The following is a 16,325-nucleotide window of genomic DNA, read 5'->3' as shown; positions in this document are numbered from 1 at the left end:
AGAGGGCGGCGTTACGCGAGAAGTATAGCAACCGCCAAGACTATTAGGGCATTCTAAATCGATCGAACCGTTCGGACGTTCGGCGAAGCCTCAGTCGAGCCGCTGAGCGATTGCGACGAAGCTCTTACTTTTATTTTCTTTCCTTTCTTTCCCTTCTTCCCTAGCCCCTAGCCCCTAGCCCCTAGAAAACTAGCCCCTACAAAAAAAGAATCGCAAACTGTGATATCCTAGAAAAGTTGTGTAAATTCGCACATCCAGGTTTTCGGGTGTTTCCGAGGCGACAAACCTCAGAAATGCGGCTGGATGGAGGATTAACCCGAATCAGGAGTTAAAAATATGTCAGTCGTCAGTTTGGCTCAAATGTTGGAGTCAGGAGTTCACTTCGGGCACCAAACCCGCCGGTGGAATCCCAAAATGTCCCCTTATATTTTCACCGAGCGCAATGGCGTTCACATCATCGACCTAGTACAGACCGCTCAGCTCATGGAAGATGCCTATGAGTATATGAGAGAGGCTTCTGAAAAAGGCAAAAAGTTTCTGTTTGTCGGTACTAAGCGCCAAGCCGCCGGTATTGTCGCTCAAGAAGCTCATCGCTGCGGCGCTTACTACGTCAACCAGCGCTGGCTGGGAGGAATGCTCACTAACTGGACAACGATTAAATCCCGCGTTGAGCGCCTAAAAGATTTGGAGCGCCGCGAAGAAACCGGGGCTCTCGATTTGTTACCGAAAAAAGAAGCCTCAACCCTGCGCCGGGAATTGGCAAAACTGCAAAAATATCTGGGCGGGATTAAATCCATGCGTAAGATTCCCGATGCAGTGGTACTTGTAGACCAACGCCGGGAGTACAATGCTGTTTTAGAATGCCAGAAATTAGGGATTCCCATTGTCTCGCTGTTAGACACAAATTGCGATCCTGATTTAGTAGACATTCCCATTCCAGCGAACGATGACGCTATTCGTTCGATTAAACTAATAGTAGGTAAGTTGGCTGATGCCATCTATGAAGGTCGTCACGGTCAGCTCGAAAGCGAAGTAGAAGATTACTACGAAGAGTACGAAGGTGGTGAAGACGACTACGAAGCTGGCGAGTTGGAAGAGCTCGACATTCCAGATTCAGAGGCCGACGAAGACGCTGAAGCTGAATAATAGTATTTGAGTTGGTCAGTGGTAATTAGCAATTGGTAATTGCTTTTAAATCTTCGCATTGCCAAGGAAAAATTACCAGTGCCTAACTCAATACTCTAAGACTTACGCATAGACAACGTAATTCTGTCATTGCGAGGCTTCCAAAGCCGAAGTTGCGAGGGTACGAAGCAAACCCAAAGCCTTGCTACACCGTTAGAATGCGTAAGTCTTATACTCATAAATAATTCTGATTAGGAAGGTAGGCGAGATGGCAGAAATATCAGCAAAACTTGTTAAAGAACTGCGGGAAAAAACTGGCGCTGGCATGATGGATTGCAAAAAAGCGCTGGTGGAAAATGAAGCAGATGTAGCCAAAGCAGTTGAGTGGCTGCGGCAAAAGGGGATTACTTCTGCTGGTAAAAAAGCAGGCCGCGTCGCCGCTGAAGGTTTAGTAGGCAGCTACATCCACACGGGAGGCCGTGTTGGCGTACTTGTGGAAGTTAATTGTGAAACAGATTTTGTGGCCCGCCGCGAGGAGTTTCAACTTTTGGTGCGGAATATTGCCATGCAAATTGCGGCTTGTCCGAATGTGGAATACGTGAAAGTTGAAGACATTCCTACTGAAATTGTCGAGAAGGAAAAGGCAATTGAAATGGGCAAGGATGATTTGGGCAATAAGCCAGAAAATATTAAGGAAAAGATTGTTCAAGGACGGATTGATAAACGTCTGAAAGAGCTATCTTTGATGGATCAGCCTTTTATTCGGGATCAAAATATCTCAGTGGAAGAGTTGGTGAAACAAACTATCTCTCAATTGGGCGAAAATGTCCAAGTGCGCCGATTTGTTCGGTTTGTCTTGGGAGAAGGGATTGAGAAGGTAGAAAGCAATTTTGCTGACGAAGTTGCCGCCCAAATGGGAACTAAATAATCAATTAAAAATTAAAAATTAAAAATTAACAGGAGCTACTGTTGTTTTTAATTTTTAATTTTTAGTTATGTTATAGCAGTTTTCAAGTGTGTAGGTACTAAAGAAGGGGCTAGGGGCTAGGGACTAGGGACTAGGGAAAGAGGGGGAGATGGGTAATTAGCAATTAGCAATTAGCAATTAGCAATTAGCAATTAGCAATTAGCAATTAGCCATTACCAATTACCAATTACCAATTACCAATTATCAATTACCAATTACCAGTTAAGATTATTATATGTCTGGAGCAAGTGAGAGAATTGAGCAGGAAATAGGGGCATTGGAGGAAGCGATCGCAGATATCGCCTCAGAATTGGCGAATTGCTATAGCGGTTATTTAACTGCTTTAGGGAAAGCAGTAACTCAGCAGTTAATTTTGGCTGGTTATTACCTTTGTACTCAAGGCTATCCAGAATCTTTTCTGAAGTTATCCTACAATCAGCGGCAAAAAGTGCAGCAGTCGTTGCGGCAGTTGGCGATCGCAACTTCTGAAAAGTTACAATTGCTACTGAAGGAGGAACAGGGAAAGGAAGAGGAGGATGATGAGGATGAAGGATGGGAAGAAGAGGACAATAATCAATTCCCAGAAAGCGAAGGAGATTCGCGGCGAGAGGAGATATTTAGTGAAGGCGAAACTCAAAACCCCGTTCGCGTAGCCTACCCACAGAGTTTAGCGTTGGGAGTCGAAGGAAGCAATCTCAAAACTCAAAGTTCAAAAAATCCCAGTCCCCAATCCGCAGACAAATTATTGCAGTGGCAGGAGAAACTGGAAAGAGCGATCGGCAATACCCTCAAAAGCCTTTCTCTCGATAGTAACAGGTTGCTACAAAATTCAGGAATCTTGCCCAACCAATTACCTGAACCCATTTTAGAAGCCGCTGTTAACGCAGATACCTCTGGGGATGCGATCGCGGGGCCCCCTAACCTATTAAACTTAATAATTGAAACCGCAGAATCGTCTGAGGATGAAGAAAGTTTAGGAGAGTTAGGAGTAGGCAGTTTTGGAGGTTTAGGAGGTGATCCCAGCGCTAATGCAATTCACATCACGGCGATTAATCTGCGTTTATCTGAAATTGAATTTGCCGATGCAGGTGCGACAGCTTGGCGACAGCAAATTCGCAATATCTCTGTGCGGTTAAATACACTAAGACGCGACTATCAGAAGAAACAGCGCGAGTATACAGTAGTTGCTGCCGAATCTGCTTGGCGAGCCAGTTGGTTTGAGGGATAATAAGAATTGTGGAGTTACGCCTTAATAACGTAGCGCCGCCATCTTGGCGGTCAAATTACCGCCAAGATGGCGGCGTTACAAAAGATACTAATAATTCAACCTAATATATATAGAAAACGACAAGGCAGTTAGGATATTGTGAGTTCCTGAAACCCTTGATTCTAGCCCCTTCTTACCCCAGCCTAAGCGCCCCTAGCCTAAGCGCCCCTAGCCCCTTCTTCCCCTAACTATATAAAATGATGACCGATCAACCAGATTGGGTGCGACTGCAAAAAGCTCTCTCCGTAGAAGCGGAACGAGGATTTACCGACTTACAGGGTTCTCAACACCGCTTTAGCGAGTTTCTAAGTCTGAGTTTGAGTCAAGCCACTGATATCATACCGTTCAACGATCGCAGCCGATGGCTGCATCTGGCGGCGCAGTTTGTCAGTTATCCTGAAATGGAACTGGAAGACCGCCAATCTCTTGTCGCTGAAACGCGCCGTTTTCTCATGCAAGTCCAGCGAGTCTGCGAACACCAGAACTCCGGTATCGGACAGAAAGTGAGAGAACAGACCCCGGAATATACTCCATCATCTCCAGTGTCCAGTACCCGAACTGCGCCGCTGAGTCAAAATCCTTCTCCACCAAGCCTTTCTCTCGATCAACCTCTAAACCGCGTAACAGGTATCGGGCCGAACAATGGCAATCGTTTAGGCAAATTGGGGTTATTAACTGTATACGATTTATTATACTATTATCCCCGCGATCACATTGATTATGCTCGGCAAGTGAGCATTCGTGAGCTTGCAGCGGGAGAAACTGTGACTTTAGTGGCAAGCGTGAAGCGCTGTAACTGCTTTAGTAGCCCAAAAAACAATAAATTGACGATTTTAGAGCTGATTTTAACGGATCGGACGGGTCAAATCAAGCTAAATCGCTTTTTTCATGGCAATCGCTACAGCAATCGTGGCTGGCAAGAACAACAAAAGCGTTATTATCCAGTGGGTGCGGTGGTTGCGGCTTCGGGGTTGGTGAAGCAAGGGAAATATGGGGTGACGCTGGAAAATCCCGAAATAGAAGTGCTGGACTCCGATGGTGGCACGATAGAATCAGCTACGGTGGGGCGATTAGTACCTGTTTATCCCTTGACGGATGGGGTGGATGCGGGGGTGGTAAGGCGTGGAATGGCTGCGGCTTTACCGGCGGCTAAGCAAGTGCAAGAGTCTTTACCTGAAAGTTTGCGCGATCGCTATAGTTTAATGGGGATAGCCGATGCCCTGAGTAATATTCATTTTCCCCTAGATAGAGATTGTCTATCAGCATCCCGTCGCCGCTTAGTTTTTGATGAGTTTTTCTATTTACAATTAGGACTGTTAAAACGCCGCCAAATGCACCGCAAAGCTCAAGCGAGTGCAGTGCTAATTCCGAATGGGGAATTGCTGAATAATTTCTATAATATCATCCCATTTAAGTTAACAAATGCTCAGAAAAGAGTAATTAATGAGATCCTGAATGATTTAGCATCACCAGAACCGATGAATCGGCTCGTACAAGGAGATGTTGGTGCTGGTAAAACTGTGGTGGCAGTGGTAGCAATACTAGCAGCAATTCAATCTGGATATCAAGCAGCTTTGATGGCACCAACTGAAGTTTTAGCAGAGCAACATTATCGCAAGTTAGTAGGTTGGTTGAATTTAATGCACTTGCCAGTTGAACTGTTAACTGGTTCGACAAAAGTAGCGAAGCGCAGAGAAATTCATTCGCAGTTAGAAACTGGACAATTAAAAGTTTTAGTCGGCACTCACGCCTTGATTCAAGATACAGTTAATTTTGATAAATTGGGTTTAGTTGTAATTGATGAACAGCACCGATTTGGGGTACAACAGCGGGCTAAATTACAGCAAAAAGGCGAGTCTCCTCACGTATTGACGATGACCGCAACACCTATTCCTCGGACTCTGGCTTTAACCTTACACGGCGATCTAGATGTGAGTTTAATTGATGAATTGCCTCCCGGAAGACAGGCAATTCAAACAACAATATTGACGGGAAAAGAACGCAGCCAAGCTTATGAGTTGATTCGGCGGGAAGTAGCGGGAAGTCGTCAAGTTTATGTGGTCTTGCCTTTGGTAGAAGAGTCAGAAAAACTAGACTTACGTTCGGCTATTGAGGAACAGGAGAAATTACAGACAACGATATTTCCTGAGTTTAAAGTAGGTTTGTTGCACGGCCGGATGACAAGTGCAGAAAAGGATGAAGCAATTACCAAATTCCGGGATAGAGAAACTCACATTTTGGTATCGACAACTGTTGTAGAAGTGGGTGTTGACGTTCCGAATGCAACAGTGATGTTGATTGAAAATTGTGAGCGTTTCGGTTTGTCGCAGTTGCACCAATTACGAGGTCGTGTGGGTAGGGGAAGCGATCGTTCTTATTGTTTGTTAATGCGCGGTTCTAATGCTGGGGAGGCTTTGCAGCGAATGAAGGTTTTAGAACAGTCACAAGATGGTTTTTTCATTGCAGAAATGGATATGAGATTGCGCGGGCCGGGTCAGGTTTTGGGAACTAGACAGGCGGGTTTACCGGATTTTGCTTTAGCGAGTTTGGTGGAAGATCAAGAAGTTTTAGAGTTAGCAAGGGAGGCGGCAAAAATGGTAATCGATCGCGATGAAAGTTTGAGTCAAATGCCTGCAATTAGAGATGAATTAGAGCGGAGATATCAGCGGATGATGAGTGGTTCTATTTTGACATAAGCTTGAGAAGGAAGAAGGAAGAAGGATGAAGGATGAAGGATGAAGGATGAAGGAAGAAGGAAGAAGGAAGAAGGAAGAAAGGGTAAGGGGGAAGAGAGAAAATAGAATTGTGTTAAAATTAATAAAAGCTTAACTAATCGCAATTGAGATGGTAACAACTATATCCACTCCTCCTCAAAATAGTAGCGAGGAAAAGGTAATTACTTTGACAGGCATTAAATGGTCAACATTTAAAGCAATAATGTCTGATGTCGGCGACGGTAGAGCCTGGAGAATTGCTTACGATGCAGGAGTTTTAGAAATTAGAATGCCACTTACAGAACATGAAGAACCAATAGGAATGATAGAACACTTTGTTGGTGTTGTAGTAGATGAGTTAGGAATCGAGATGAGACAGCTTGGTGCTCTGACTTTGGAAAGGGAAGATTTAACTCGTGCTATTGAACCGGATACTTGCTTCTACATTCAAAATGAATCTATAGTTAGAGGTAAAAGTATCAATTTGCCTGCCGACCCGCCACCAGATTTAGTGGTAGAATCAGATTACACCAATTCTTCTTTGAATAAGTTTGCGATTTATGCTGCTCTAGGTGTACCTGAAATCTGGAGATATAAAAATAAATCTCTTTTAGTATATCAATTGGTTGACGGAAATTATGCAGAGAGGGAGAATAGTTTGGCTTTTCCGTTTTTGCCAATTGCAGAAATTCCGGGTTTGATTGAGCAAAGTAAAAGTATTGGACAAAGGGCTGCTGTTCGTTTGTTTCGGGAGAGATTGAGAGAAATTTTGCCGCAATAATCGCAGACTATATAACCGAGAACTCTTTTTTAAAATTTCTATCACTTCCCCTGAACGATTTGCCAAAGCGTCTGTGGCAGATTAATTATATGCTGTAAAAGCTGATTCGGCCCAATCCCAAAAGCCAATTGTAACACGAGAACAATAGCCGCAATCGCAACCGCTGTACCAATACTAGCCTTTAATACTTTAATTGCCCAATTAAACACCAACCAAGATACAATCAATGCCGCAAGTAAAATAATTAATTCCAATGGCATAATCACCCCCAAACAAAATTATTCGCATTTATCTAACTTAATTTTACGCTATCCAATTACCAGTTACCAGTTACCAGTTAACAGTTAACCGTTAACCGTTAACCGTTAACCATTACGCAATACTCCCCCGCTTCCGAGTTTCCTTATAAGAAATTCCGACATTTCTCAACCCAGCCTTAATCATTTGTTGTTCCAACAAAGCAAAAAATCTCCCTCGATCTCCCCCAGTCACTACCGCTTGATTATGAGCCTCTGCCAAAGCTACCGGATAGCCACCACCCTTGTGAACTTGACCTAACATTAAACTCAAAGCCGACTCCAACAATACAGGATTTTCAGCCACCCACTGCGGCATATCAATCCTAGCAATTTCAGTCCCCACATGAACATAACAAAAATAGATATTTTGCTCCCCGTATAACTCTAAAATTCGAGCTTGCGATCGCCACAAAGGAGTTCTTTGTCCTGGTAACAAAATTGAACCCCATAAAATCACATCTCGCAATGGTTCAAACACTTGACAAGGTGCTTTCTCCGCATTCGGCAAATTCACCGCAAAGATCGCATTAGGACAATTAGTTATACAGTCAGGTACGTCATAGGAACAAGCTGCCAAACGTAGAAAAGATAAAGTTTCAGCGCTACGAGAAGCACTAATATAACCTAATAGCGGAATTCCCGCCAATCGCAACTTTTCCCATGCTGCCAAAATTGGCTGTAAAATCAGATCGCGAGCATCATTTGGCAACCCCTCTAAAAACCAATAAATCAGCGAACCATCTACCATTGCTAAAGTTGGTGCAGGTAATTTATTACCATTAACCGCCGCCCAATTACAGCCTAATTCCGCCAAAGCTTCTGCTTCTGACACGCTACGCCGATAACCCATCCACTCCTCAGTTCTAATTCCCCACTGACGAGCAATATAGAGGTCTTCTGCTTTATAAAAAACCTCTGGTAAACTATCTAAAACTGGGTGGCGACTTTGCCCATAATGTAGCGTTACCCGACCGACATTTAGCAAATAGCAATAAGCAATTTCGTGGTGATTCGGAGAAATTTGAGAACCATCTGTTGCTAATACCGTATTAGTAATGGGTGGAACCGCAATGTAGTCGCCGCCATCCAAAGGTTCCCTAGGAGTTGCAGCATTAAATAAGATGCGATCGCGGTAAGTTTCCTGCAACTCTACCAACTTCTCCTGTGCAGATTCCGCTTTCTCCAGCAAATTTAAAGCTACCTCTAAGCGTTTACCAGCCGCCACAGCTTCAGCGCTTAGATGTTGGCTCATTCCCTGCATTGCCTTAGCTACTTTAGTTAAATCAAGCATTAGTATAAAGTCCCAAAATTTTAAAAGTTAATCATAAAAATTTTGATTTTTTTTGCTGAACCCCTTGCATTTTTCAGAACTTGACAGTATACTTACTTTATAATGGAAATCTGTCTAAAAATATTATTTTTGCAACCATCCCATTATATAAATATATCTTGTCCAGCGGCATAAGTCAACCCCAAAACTCAATTTTTTTTGTCGTCGGCAGCAACCAAATCAATAACCGAAAATTTTTTTAACAAGACTTACACAGTATTGGTTAAAAATAAAGGGTTGCGATTACTTCACTTCGTTCGTAATGACAGAAATACGTTATTCTTCCTTCTTCTTAGCCTCAACATTTATTCTGCGGCCAAACCGCAAAATCCTGAGCAAACCCAGATAGAGATAAAAGTTGTACAGGCGGATATTGTGCTACAGATTCTCGTTCAGCCAAAGTATTATATCCCCAATCAGCCAAAAATAACCTAACCCCAGTTAAGTCAGATTGCTGTTTAACAGAAAGCAAAGTTTTCAGCCTATCTTCCACAAACCAAATTACACAATCTTCCTCAGACTTCGCCAATAATTCCCGCAAAACTTGATGCTTAGGTTTTTTATATTCCTTCCCAATAATCGATCCTTCAGGCATTTCCACCCCTGCTATCTGCAAAATTTCCTGCACAAATCTACCTTCCTTAGTTGTCACAATTATTGGTTGCACATCACTATCAACCAACTCTTGTAAACGTTCCCTCACTCCAGGATAAAAACGATGTAAAGATAGCCACTCATGCAAATCCTTAGCAATCCATTCATCGCGCAAAGTGTCTAACTTAGTGCCAACATCTAAAGCGGTCAGATTATTTTCTAGCAACAATTGCTGAGCAATACTTGGCCAGTCTAGCAAAATCTTTTGCTGCGAAATACCCAACAGCAAAGCCTGGATCAAAAGTGGCATTTCCCAACCAGTTTCAATCACAGGTCGCAACTTGTAAAAAGTTAACGCTAAATCCGAATCCGGTGTTGTATTAATGGGTTGCCAAATTTGACAATAAGTTCGCCATGCCGTCTGAAAATATTCAACCAGCCCATCACAGATTACACCGTCAAAATCCAGAGCTAAAATAGTAGGAAAGGTAGAGATCATTGGTAATTGGTAATTGGTAATTGGCAATTCAAACTAGGATATCCACAATTGAAACTGCTATAACTATCCGTAACGCCGCCTTGTGGCTGGTAAAATCACCACTGTAAAGGCGGCATTACTGATAGTTACGGAAGTCTTGCTTTATTCACAACTTACAACTCATAAATCTCAACACACTCTACCGACCCTGAAGTAAGGGTTCAGTCGCAACTGATTCAAGTCCTTGAGACTGCAACAATTGAGCCCATTCAGTTGCCAAAGATGAATCATCAGGAGTCTTAAGACGCAGTTCAGCTAAAGTAGTAAGAGTTTCATACCACAAACCATTTTTAGCATAAACTCCTAGCCTTGCACGGGGATCGGGATTAGACAAATCGCTTTTGAGAGCTGGCTGGGGTGTGATTCGCTCTACCCACCCCTTAACAACTAAATCTGCCGAACGATCGTTAGGATCGCAAACCATAGAAAAAGACCAAAGATATCGCTTGCCAATCTCAAGAGGCTTGCGACTGCCGCTAGCAGGTGGTAAAGTCACACTAACAACACCAGCTTTAGTAGGTTTAAAAGCAGTCTCATAAACCACATCATCCTCATTTTCAGTTAGTAAAGTAAACTCAATTTTTGCCGAAGTTTGAGGAATATATACGAAAAAAGATGGAGACTCTTCTACCGTCAACCCAATATTGCTTGCAGGTACTAAAGGGGTAATAGATAAACCGGCAGGACAGGCTCCAGCTCCCCGATGTGTCCCCCCTTGCCTGTTGCCAGGTGCGGAGACATCAGGAGGTTGAAAATTAACTTGACTTAAGAGCATTGGCTCCGACTGAGCGCGTACTACATTAGGAAAGCTACCGATCGCAGTCATTCCCAAAGACAAAGCCACCGAAATTGTTGCTAAATGCAAAAAATGTTTCATTTTTTTGTCCCTTTGAATATAAAACGCAAAAATTGACAGAGATTATTCTCCACTTACGGCGCTGTCAAACTACAGACTACCAACACAGTGCAGATTTCAATTTTACTTCCTGTTTAAAACTAGGAAGAAACAACACATCCATCCATTTGTCAGCAACCAACATAGGTCATGTAAAACTCAGCTAACACCATTAGACGAGATAGCTTATTGCACCACGATCGCTACCTTGTTTGTCGATGTAGTAGTATATTTGCCATAACCTGCCTAAACTGAAATGTTATAGACAATTATAGCTAGGTTTTTGACCACTGATTCTTACTTCACAGACGATCCCCAGAGAGATTCCGGTTCTTTACCCAATTTATAGATCCAAGGCTTCACGGCTCCCTCCCTCTATCCCCTTCCCTCAAACTACCAGAGAACCCCAAGTAAAAACACGGCGAGAGGATATTGAATTTAAAGGCGGACGAGCTTTGTGATAGACTTGCTTTACAGCAGTAACTGGACTTCTCATCCGTGCTGTCAGAGAGAAACAGATTTGTAGACATTATTCCGTCTCCCACAGCGATCGCAAGTATCGAACCGCTACTACTACCGACTTTTTCTGCACCTAAACCGATCAATAGCATTAATTAATCAAACCAGCAATAGTCAATAGCAGCAATGAAGGCTAATAAAATAAAGTAAGGTTATAAAAACAGAACAAAATATTTGAGCAAGAGGAATGAGATTGAAAAGTACGGCTGGGCAAGGCGAAACTAAAACGCTTGGGGAGATAGACCCTCTAGCTTGCGCTGAGAAATCAATACGGGTTAAGGTTAGTCCTAGAACCAAGAATCCCATCCCCTTTTAGTGATGGGAGAGTCAAAGAATGGAGCACCGATGATTGCTAAATTCTCTCAGAAAATATCCTCAGCGCTGCCAAAATTGAGCAACCTGCACAAGCCGGCCCTAAACTTTGTCAAATCGGTAGCAGTTGCCAGTGTCGCCGTCACCGTCTTATTAGTTGGGGCCAGGCAAATAGGAATGCTGGAACCATTAGAATTAGCGGCTTTTGACCAAATGCTGCGGTGGCGAAAAGACGAAGGGCCAGACCCCCGCTTGCTAATTGTCAGAATCACCGAAGGGGATATCCAAAGACTCAAAGAATGGCCCATATCCGATCGCAAAGTAACTCATCTATTGCAAAACCTAGAGCGATTAGAGCCCCGCGTCATCGGTCTAGATTTACTGCGGGACGTGCCTTTAGGAGATGGCCGTGCTGAATTAACTAAAGTTTTACAGAAGAACAAACGGATCGTCGGCGTTTGCTTGCTTAGTGATGGTACACCAGAACAGCCAGGAAGTCCACCAGCTCCGGGACTAGCAAACAATCAAGTCGGATTTGCCGATTTAGTAGTAGATTCCGGCGGAGTGCTCCGCCGCACGGCATTTTTTATTAAACCCCCAGAACCCCCCGGAGTAGTTGACAAACACCTGTGTAACAATTCCTCCGTCCCCTTTTTATCATCCTTTGGATTTCAGATTGTCCATCTTTATCTAGAACAACAGGGCATTAAATTGGGAACATCCCCACAGGGGAAATTAATGCTGGGTTCCACTGTCATTAGCCCCTTAGAAAAGGATTCTGGGGGATACAAAAATGCCAACGTGGGGGGATACCAACTACTGATCAACTACCGCTCTGCCCGCAATGTTGCCCAGTTTGCCGACTTTGCAGATGTCCTCGAAGGCAAGATCGACCCAAAGTTAGTTAAAGATCGGATTGTTCTCATTGGCTATGCTACAGATACAGTTAAAGATGCTTTTTATACCCCCTACAGCGCTGGTAAGCAAAACCATCAGTCAATGCCGGGAATTGTGGCTCACGCGCAGATAGTCAGTCAAGTTCTGAGTGCAGTTTTGGATCGACGACCTTTGTTTTGGTTTTGGCCGGAATGGGGGGAAATCCTCTGGATTTGGGGGTGGTCGATGGCAGGAGCAGTGTTAGCATGGGGTGTTCAGCAACCTGCTCGTTTTGGCTTAGCTGGAGGCGCAATGCTGGGAGTGTGTCTGGGCGTGGGTTTTGGGCTTTTTATCCTGGGAGGGTGGGTTCCCGTCGTTACACCTGCGATCGCCTTGATGGCAACTGCGGGTAGCGTGGTCTTAGGAGATAGATTTAATAAGGGAGGCTATGGCAAAGTAATTACCGATAAGGTCAAACAAGTCTTTAAAATTGAAATTGACCAATCCAAAAAAGAGCAGCAAGTTGCCGAAATTATAGAGTCCGAATTCTTCAGAGATTTGCAGCAAAAGAAAAGCGAACTGAAAACTAGGAAAAAGGAAGTCTCCGAAACTGGGGTTTCCCAAACCCAAGAACCTGAAACTACCGAGAATGAAGCAGAGGATTATTTTGCTCAGTTGCAGCAAAAGGCAAAGCAAAAGAGGCGTAAGGCGAGTGACGTGAGTGAGGAAAGTGCATCATCAGAAGCGATCGCACAACCAGAGAGCAACAATCCTACAGCAGACAACCCACCCGATGAGGGATTCGCAGATTTAGCGGCCAAAGCTAAACAGATGAAGCGACGGCGAACTCAGCTAGAAGCTGAGAACAGCAATCTTACAGAAGAAAATCCTCCCGACGAGGGATTCGCAGATTTAGCAGCCAAAGCTAAACAGATGAAGCGGCGGCGATCGGCAGAAAAAATTGAGGAGGTCGCAACAGAAAAGAAAGATAAAGAATCAGACGTAATAGATTAGTAAATGCCGCCTTCTCTAGGAATCAGAGGTAAATCATGTCTAAAGTAGTATCTATCCACTCATACCGGGGTGGAACTGGGAAATCGAACACAACGGCAAACCTAGCTAGTACCGTCGCTCGTTACGGAAAGCGAGTTGGTATCGTTGACACAGATATTCAATCACCAGGGATTCACGTTCTTTTTGGTTTCAGCGAGGACAACATGAAACGTTCCCTCAATGATTACCTGTGGGGTCGGTGTCCAATAGCAGAAACGGCCTACGATGTCAGTTCCGTTCTCCCAAAAACGGCAGCCAAAGACAGTACGCTCTATCTGATCCCGTCCAGCGTCAAAGCCGGAGAAATTGCGCGAGTGCTGCGAGAGGGATACGACGTAGGTTTACTCAACGATGGCTTTCAAGAATTAATAGAAGATCTCAAACTAGACTATCTATTTATTGACACCCACCCCGGCTTGAATGAAGAAACTCTGCTTTCTATTACTATCTCTGATATCTTGGTGCTGATCCTGCGTCCAGACCAGCAAGATTTCCAGGGTACGGCCGTCACCGTAGACGTAGCGAGAAAATTGGAAGTACCCAAGATGTTGCTGATCATCAACAAAGCCCTGATTTCTCTTGATTTCGACGATTTAAAGAAGCAAGTAGAAGCCACATACAACGTTCCAGTGGCAGGTGTCCTACCTCACAGTGACGAGATGATGTTACTGGCAAGCAAAGGAGTTTTTACCCTAAACTATCCCGATCATCCGCTAACTAAGATTGTCGAAGGAGTTGCCAAGGAGATACTTAATAGTTAACTGTTAACGGTTAACGGTTAACGGTTAACGGTTAACTGTTAACTGTTAACCTTGAGCTTTTGCAGAGCGAATACTGACATAGGAGCGGCCTTACCTTTAAGGGAAACAGATCCCAAATCTTCGCAGTCAAAGTGAGGCGCGATCGCACTAAACACCCCCTCACTGATCAAAATTTGATTTTTAGCCGCCTTAGTCATCAATCGCGCTGCCGTATTTACAGTATCCCCAACCACGTTAAACTCCCGTCGGCCGCGAGATTCCCCAACCTCAGCGGCAAACACAGGGCCCATTGCCAGTCCAATCTGAGAAAACACTGTAACTTGCTTACCTCCAACAATTGGCGGTGTCAGTTTTGAAATAATATCTCGGATGGCAATGGCCGCACTGGCAGCTCGAAAAGGATCGTTAGTGTGAGCTTCAGGTACTCCAAAATAGATCAGAATATCCGAACCTTCCAAGTGAGCAGTTACATTGGGCAACACCCCACCCCTAGAAGTCACAGCAGCATCCACCATCGAAAAAACGCGGGAAAAACTGGTGACAAGATTGACTGCTTCCTCCGGGGTTGCCAAATCAACAGACTCTGGCAAACCGATCAGGTTGACAAACATCACCGTTGGGATCAGAAAATCGGGCGGTATCTGCCGCCTGTTAGCATTTTCTACCAATAGCTTAAGAATCGGTCTGGGAATGTAACTAGCAAGAGCTTCTACCCGCTTCACCGCCTCCTCAATTTCAGCAGTCAAGCCAGATACACTCCGGTCTAGCAACACAGAACTTGGCATCCGGCGACGGGTAGGCATAATGTCGTATTCCCCCAGTTGATCGTCCGTGAGGTCATCTACGGCTAATAAGTAACCAGGTTTGGTAGGTTCAAAGCGAAATTGCTCTCCTAAAACAGCACTTGCAGTTTCCGTCAAACATACTCTTCCCACAGTACCTGCACCTTCAGCTTGCTTGGCTTGCTGGACAGAATGACCCAGCAATACGTGAGCCATCCGCATCGGCGTGCCAATGTCCGCAGCGATATACTTGCCACAGTGAATGCCAACGCGCATTCCTAGGGATAAAACACCCCGCGCCGTTTCAATTTGGCTAAAATTCGCCATTGCTCGCTGCATTCGCAGTCCGGCCCGCAAGGCCGTAGCTGTATCGTTACCGTCTTTGGTGGGCAAAAACTTGACTAGCATTGCGTCCCCGGTAAATTCCAATAAGTCACCACCTGATTTGCTGATGATGTCAATCATTGAGGCAAAATAGGCGTGGAGTAAGTTCCAAAGTGCTTCTGCTCCAGAACGACCGTAGGCGGCATTGGCTTCTAGCAGGGGTGTGAAGCCTGCGAGATCCGTGAATAGTAAAGTGCCTTCTTGCCATTGATACCGAACTTCGCCCGGTTTGGGGGGTGATTCTGAGACAGGCCGAGGTACGTAGTCGTTCAGGATGTAGCGCAGAGTCCGCAAGTGGTCGAAAACATCGATCAGCGTTGCAGGTGTTGGGTCTACCCAAGCTGCTACATAGAGCTTGGCGGAAAGTAGCGATCGCAGCTTGAGTTCGAGGGCTGCTAAGGGAGGATTGTAGGCTAATACGTTAATTCGTAAATTTGTGAGTTTTGTGGTATTATCCATAAGTTTTAGGTAGAAAATTGTGCTTAAATCTGTATTTAGGGATTGAAAAAATATTTTCAAGTTCCAGCGCTTGACTGTGATTGTAGCCTTAGTCTTGGATATCTGTTTGTGATGTTGGTCGTTGCTGGTTAATACTCGCCGACCTAATGAGGCAGGAATTATGAAATTACTATTGACAAATTTATAATGTTGTGCATTCACAGCAATACTGAGAAACTTTTAGCGAGGTCTTTAGTCTGGTTCGCGATGTTGTAGACCGAAATAATTAAGAACTTGCGATTAAAACAGATAATTAAAGATGCTGAAGCGGGGAGCTTTTGTGTCAGCGATAGAATAGATTATGGAAAATAATAATAGAGATTTTGGGAAAAGCAAAGCTAGTATTTATAATTAAGGATTGGCAAGAAAAACGCTAAACAGTCGAGATTGCTCCATGTTGTTCGATTCGACTTTACTCCGAACCGCCAGACTCACCTATCGTGCCTATTTGGAAGTACACTCCGACCAAATGCAGCGTCCAATGGGCGTAGTAATTAACACCGTAAACAGCCGAGGTCAACTAATTTTCTCATCGAAGCCAGTGTTATTACCCGATGAATGTTACGTACCTTTTGAGCAGATTGAATCGCAAATTTATTAGTAAACTGGTAACGCCGCCCTCTGGGCGGT

12 protein-coding genes are annotated in these 16,325 nt (G+C 44.2%); 7 read left to right on the top strand and 5 right to left on the bottom strand.

What is annotated here, in order from left to right; translation table 11 throughout:
- Window positions 1-336: 336 nt before the first annotated feature.
- The 5 genes from rpsB to PY364_RS02505 all read left to right on the top strand — a co-directional run bounded on the left by rpsB (window position 337) and on the right by PY364_RS02505 (window position 6,854).
- A complete protein-coding gene (gene rpsB / locus PY364_RS02525) occupies window positions 337-1,146 on the top strand; it encodes a 30S ribosomal protein S2 (protein WP_007354727.1) in 810 nt (269 codons plus the stop codon).
- 247 nt (window positions 1,147-1,393) lie between these two features.
- Window positions 1,394-2,053 (top strand): translation elongation factor Ts, encoded by a 660-nt coding sequence (gene tsf, locus PY364_RS02520; RefSeq protein WP_275520234.1) that lies wholly within the window; start codon window positions 1,394-1,396, stop codon window positions 2,051-2,053.
- A 274-nt stretch (window positions 2,054-2,327) separates the two neighbouring features.
- Window positions 2,328-3,320: a hypothetical protein gene (locus PY364_RS02515; protein ID WP_275520232.1), complete on the top strand. Its 993-nt coding sequence runs from the start codon at window positions 2,328-2,330 to the stop codon at window positions 3,318-3,320.
- A gap of 236 nt (window positions 3,321-3,556) precedes the next feature.
- On the top strand, window positions 3,557-6,055 hold the full coding sequence (recG, locus tag PY364_RS02510; protein WP_275520230.1) for an ATP-dependent DNA helicase RecG: 2,499 nt from the start codon (window positions 3,557-3,559) through the stop codon (window positions 6,053-6,055).
- A 148-nt stretch (window positions 6,056-6,203) separates the two neighbouring features.
- Entirely contained in the window at window positions 6,204-6,854 is a 651-nt protein-coding gene (locus tag PY364_RS02505) for a Uma2 family endonuclease (protein WP_275520228.1), read from the top strand.
- A 41-nt stretch (window positions 6,855-6,895) separates the two neighbouring features.
- On the opposite strand, the gene PY364_RS02500 is transcribed toward PY364_RS02505, so the two are convergent.
- The 4 genes from PY364_RS02500 to PY364_RS02485 form a co-directional block, all read right to left on the bottom strand.
- Window positions 6,896-7,114: a hypothetical protein gene (locus tag PY364_RS02500; protein WP_275520226.1), complete on the bottom strand. Its 219-nt coding sequence runs from the start codon at window positions 7,112-7,114 to the stop codon at window positions 6,896-6,898.
- A gap of 112 nt (window positions 7,115-7,226) precedes the next feature.
- On the bottom strand, window positions 7,227-8,444 hold the full coding sequence (locus PY364_RS02495) for a DNA double-strand break repair nuclease NurA (RefSeq protein ID WP_275520224.1): 1,218 nt from the start codon (window positions 8,442-8,444) through the stop codon (window positions 7,227-7,229).
- Between the two features lie 337 nt (window positions 8,445-8,781).
- Entirely contained in the window at window positions 8,782-9,576 is a 795-nt protein-coding gene (locus tag PY364_RS02490; protein WP_275520222.1) for an HAD family hydrolase, read from the bottom strand.
- A gap of 178 nt (window positions 9,577-9,754) precedes the next feature.
- Window positions 9,755-10,492, bottom strand: a complete 738-nt coding sequence (locus tag PY364_RS02485; protein WP_275520221.1) for a DUF928 domain-containing protein — start codon at window positions 10,490-10,492, stop codon at window positions 9,755-9,757.
- Between the two features lie 855 nt (window positions 10,493-11,347).
- On the opposite strand from PY364_RS02485, the gene PY364_RS02480 reads away from it, so the two are divergent.
- Together PY364_RS02480 and PY364_RS02475 are read left to right on the top strand one after the other, a co-directional pair.
- Window positions 11,348-13,231: a CHASE2 domain-containing protein gene (locus PY364_RS02480; protein ID WP_275520219.1), complete on the top strand. Its 1,884-nt coding sequence runs from the start codon at window positions 11,348-11,350 to the stop codon at window positions 13,229-13,231.
- 35 nt (window positions 13,232-13,266) lie between these two features.
- Window positions 13,267-14,031 carry a MinD/ParA family protein gene (locus PY364_RS02475; protein ID WP_275520216.1) on the top strand — a complete coding sequence of 255 codons (765 nt, stop codon included), beginning with the start codon at window positions 13,267-13,269 and terminating at the stop codon, window positions 14,029-14,031.
- A 38-nt stretch (window positions 14,032-14,069) separates the two neighbouring features.
- On the opposite strand, the gene PY364_RS02470 is transcribed toward PY364_RS02475, so the two are convergent.
- Window positions 14,070-15,656 carry an adenylate/guanylate cyclase domain-containing protein gene (locus PY364_RS02470; protein WP_275520214.1) on the bottom strand — a complete coding sequence of 529 codons (1,587 nt, stop codon included), beginning with the start codon at window positions 15,654-15,656 and terminating at the stop codon, window positions 14,070-14,072.
- Window positions 15,657-16,325: the final 669 nt, after the last annotated feature.

The organism is Kamptonema sp. UHCC 0994 (assembly GCF_029167235.1).
Classification (GTDB): domain Bacteria; phylum Cyanobacteriota; class Cyanobacteriia; order Cyanobacteriales; family Microcoleaceae; genus Kamptonema.
The sequence above is the reverse complement of the archived record's forward strand: the minus strand, read 5'-3'. Positions and strand labels throughout refer to the sequence as shown.

Excerpts from the sequence above, each read along its gene's own strand:
- rpsB (WP_007354727.1), top strand. The coding sequence starts at position 337 with ATGTCAGTCGTCAGTTTGGCTCAAATGTTGGAGTCAGGAGTTCACTTC.
- tsf (WP_275520234.1), top strand. The coding sequence starts at position 1,394 with ATGGCAGAAATATCAGCAAAACTTGTTAAAGAACTGCGGGAAAAAACT.
- PY364_RS02515 (WP_275520232.1), top strand. The coding sequence starts at position 2,328 with ATGTCTGGAGCAAGTGAGAGAATTGAGCAGGAAATAGGGGCATTGGAG.
- recG (WP_275520230.1), top strand. The coding sequence starts at position 3,557 with ATGATGACCGATCAACCAGATTGGGTGCGACTGCAAAAAGCTCTCTCC.
- PY364_RS02505 (WP_275520228.1), top strand. The coding sequence starts at position 6,204 with ATGGTAACAACTATATCCACTCCTCCTCAAAATAGTAGCGAGGAAAAG.
- PY364_RS02500 (WP_275520226.1), bottom strand. The coding sequence starts at position 7,114 with ATGCCATTGGAATTAATTATTTTACTTGCGGCATTGATTGTATCTTGG.
- PY364_RS02495 (WP_275520224.1), bottom strand. The coding sequence starts at position 8,444 with ATGCTTGATTTAACTAAAGTAGCTAAGGCAATGCAGGGAATGAGCCAA.
- PY364_RS02490 (WP_275520222.1), bottom strand. The coding sequence starts at position 9,576 with ATGATCTCTACCTTTCCTACTATTTTAGCTCTGGATTTTGACGGTGTA.
- PY364_RS02485 (WP_275520221.1), bottom strand. The coding sequence starts at position 10,492 with ATGAAACATTTTTTGCATTTAGCAACAATTTCGGTGGCTTTGTCTTTG.
- PY364_RS02480 (WP_275520219.1), top strand. The coding sequence starts at position 11,348 with ATGGGAGAGTCAAAGAATGGAGCACCGATGATTGCTAAATTCTCTCAG.
- PY364_RS02475 (WP_275520216.1), top strand. The coding sequence starts at position 13,267 with ATGTCTAAAGTAGTATCTATCCACTCATACCGGGGTGGAACTGGGAAA.
- PY364_RS02470 (WP_275520214.1), bottom strand. The coding sequence starts at position 15,656 with ATGGATAATACCACAAAACTCACAAATTTACGAATTAACGTATTAGCC.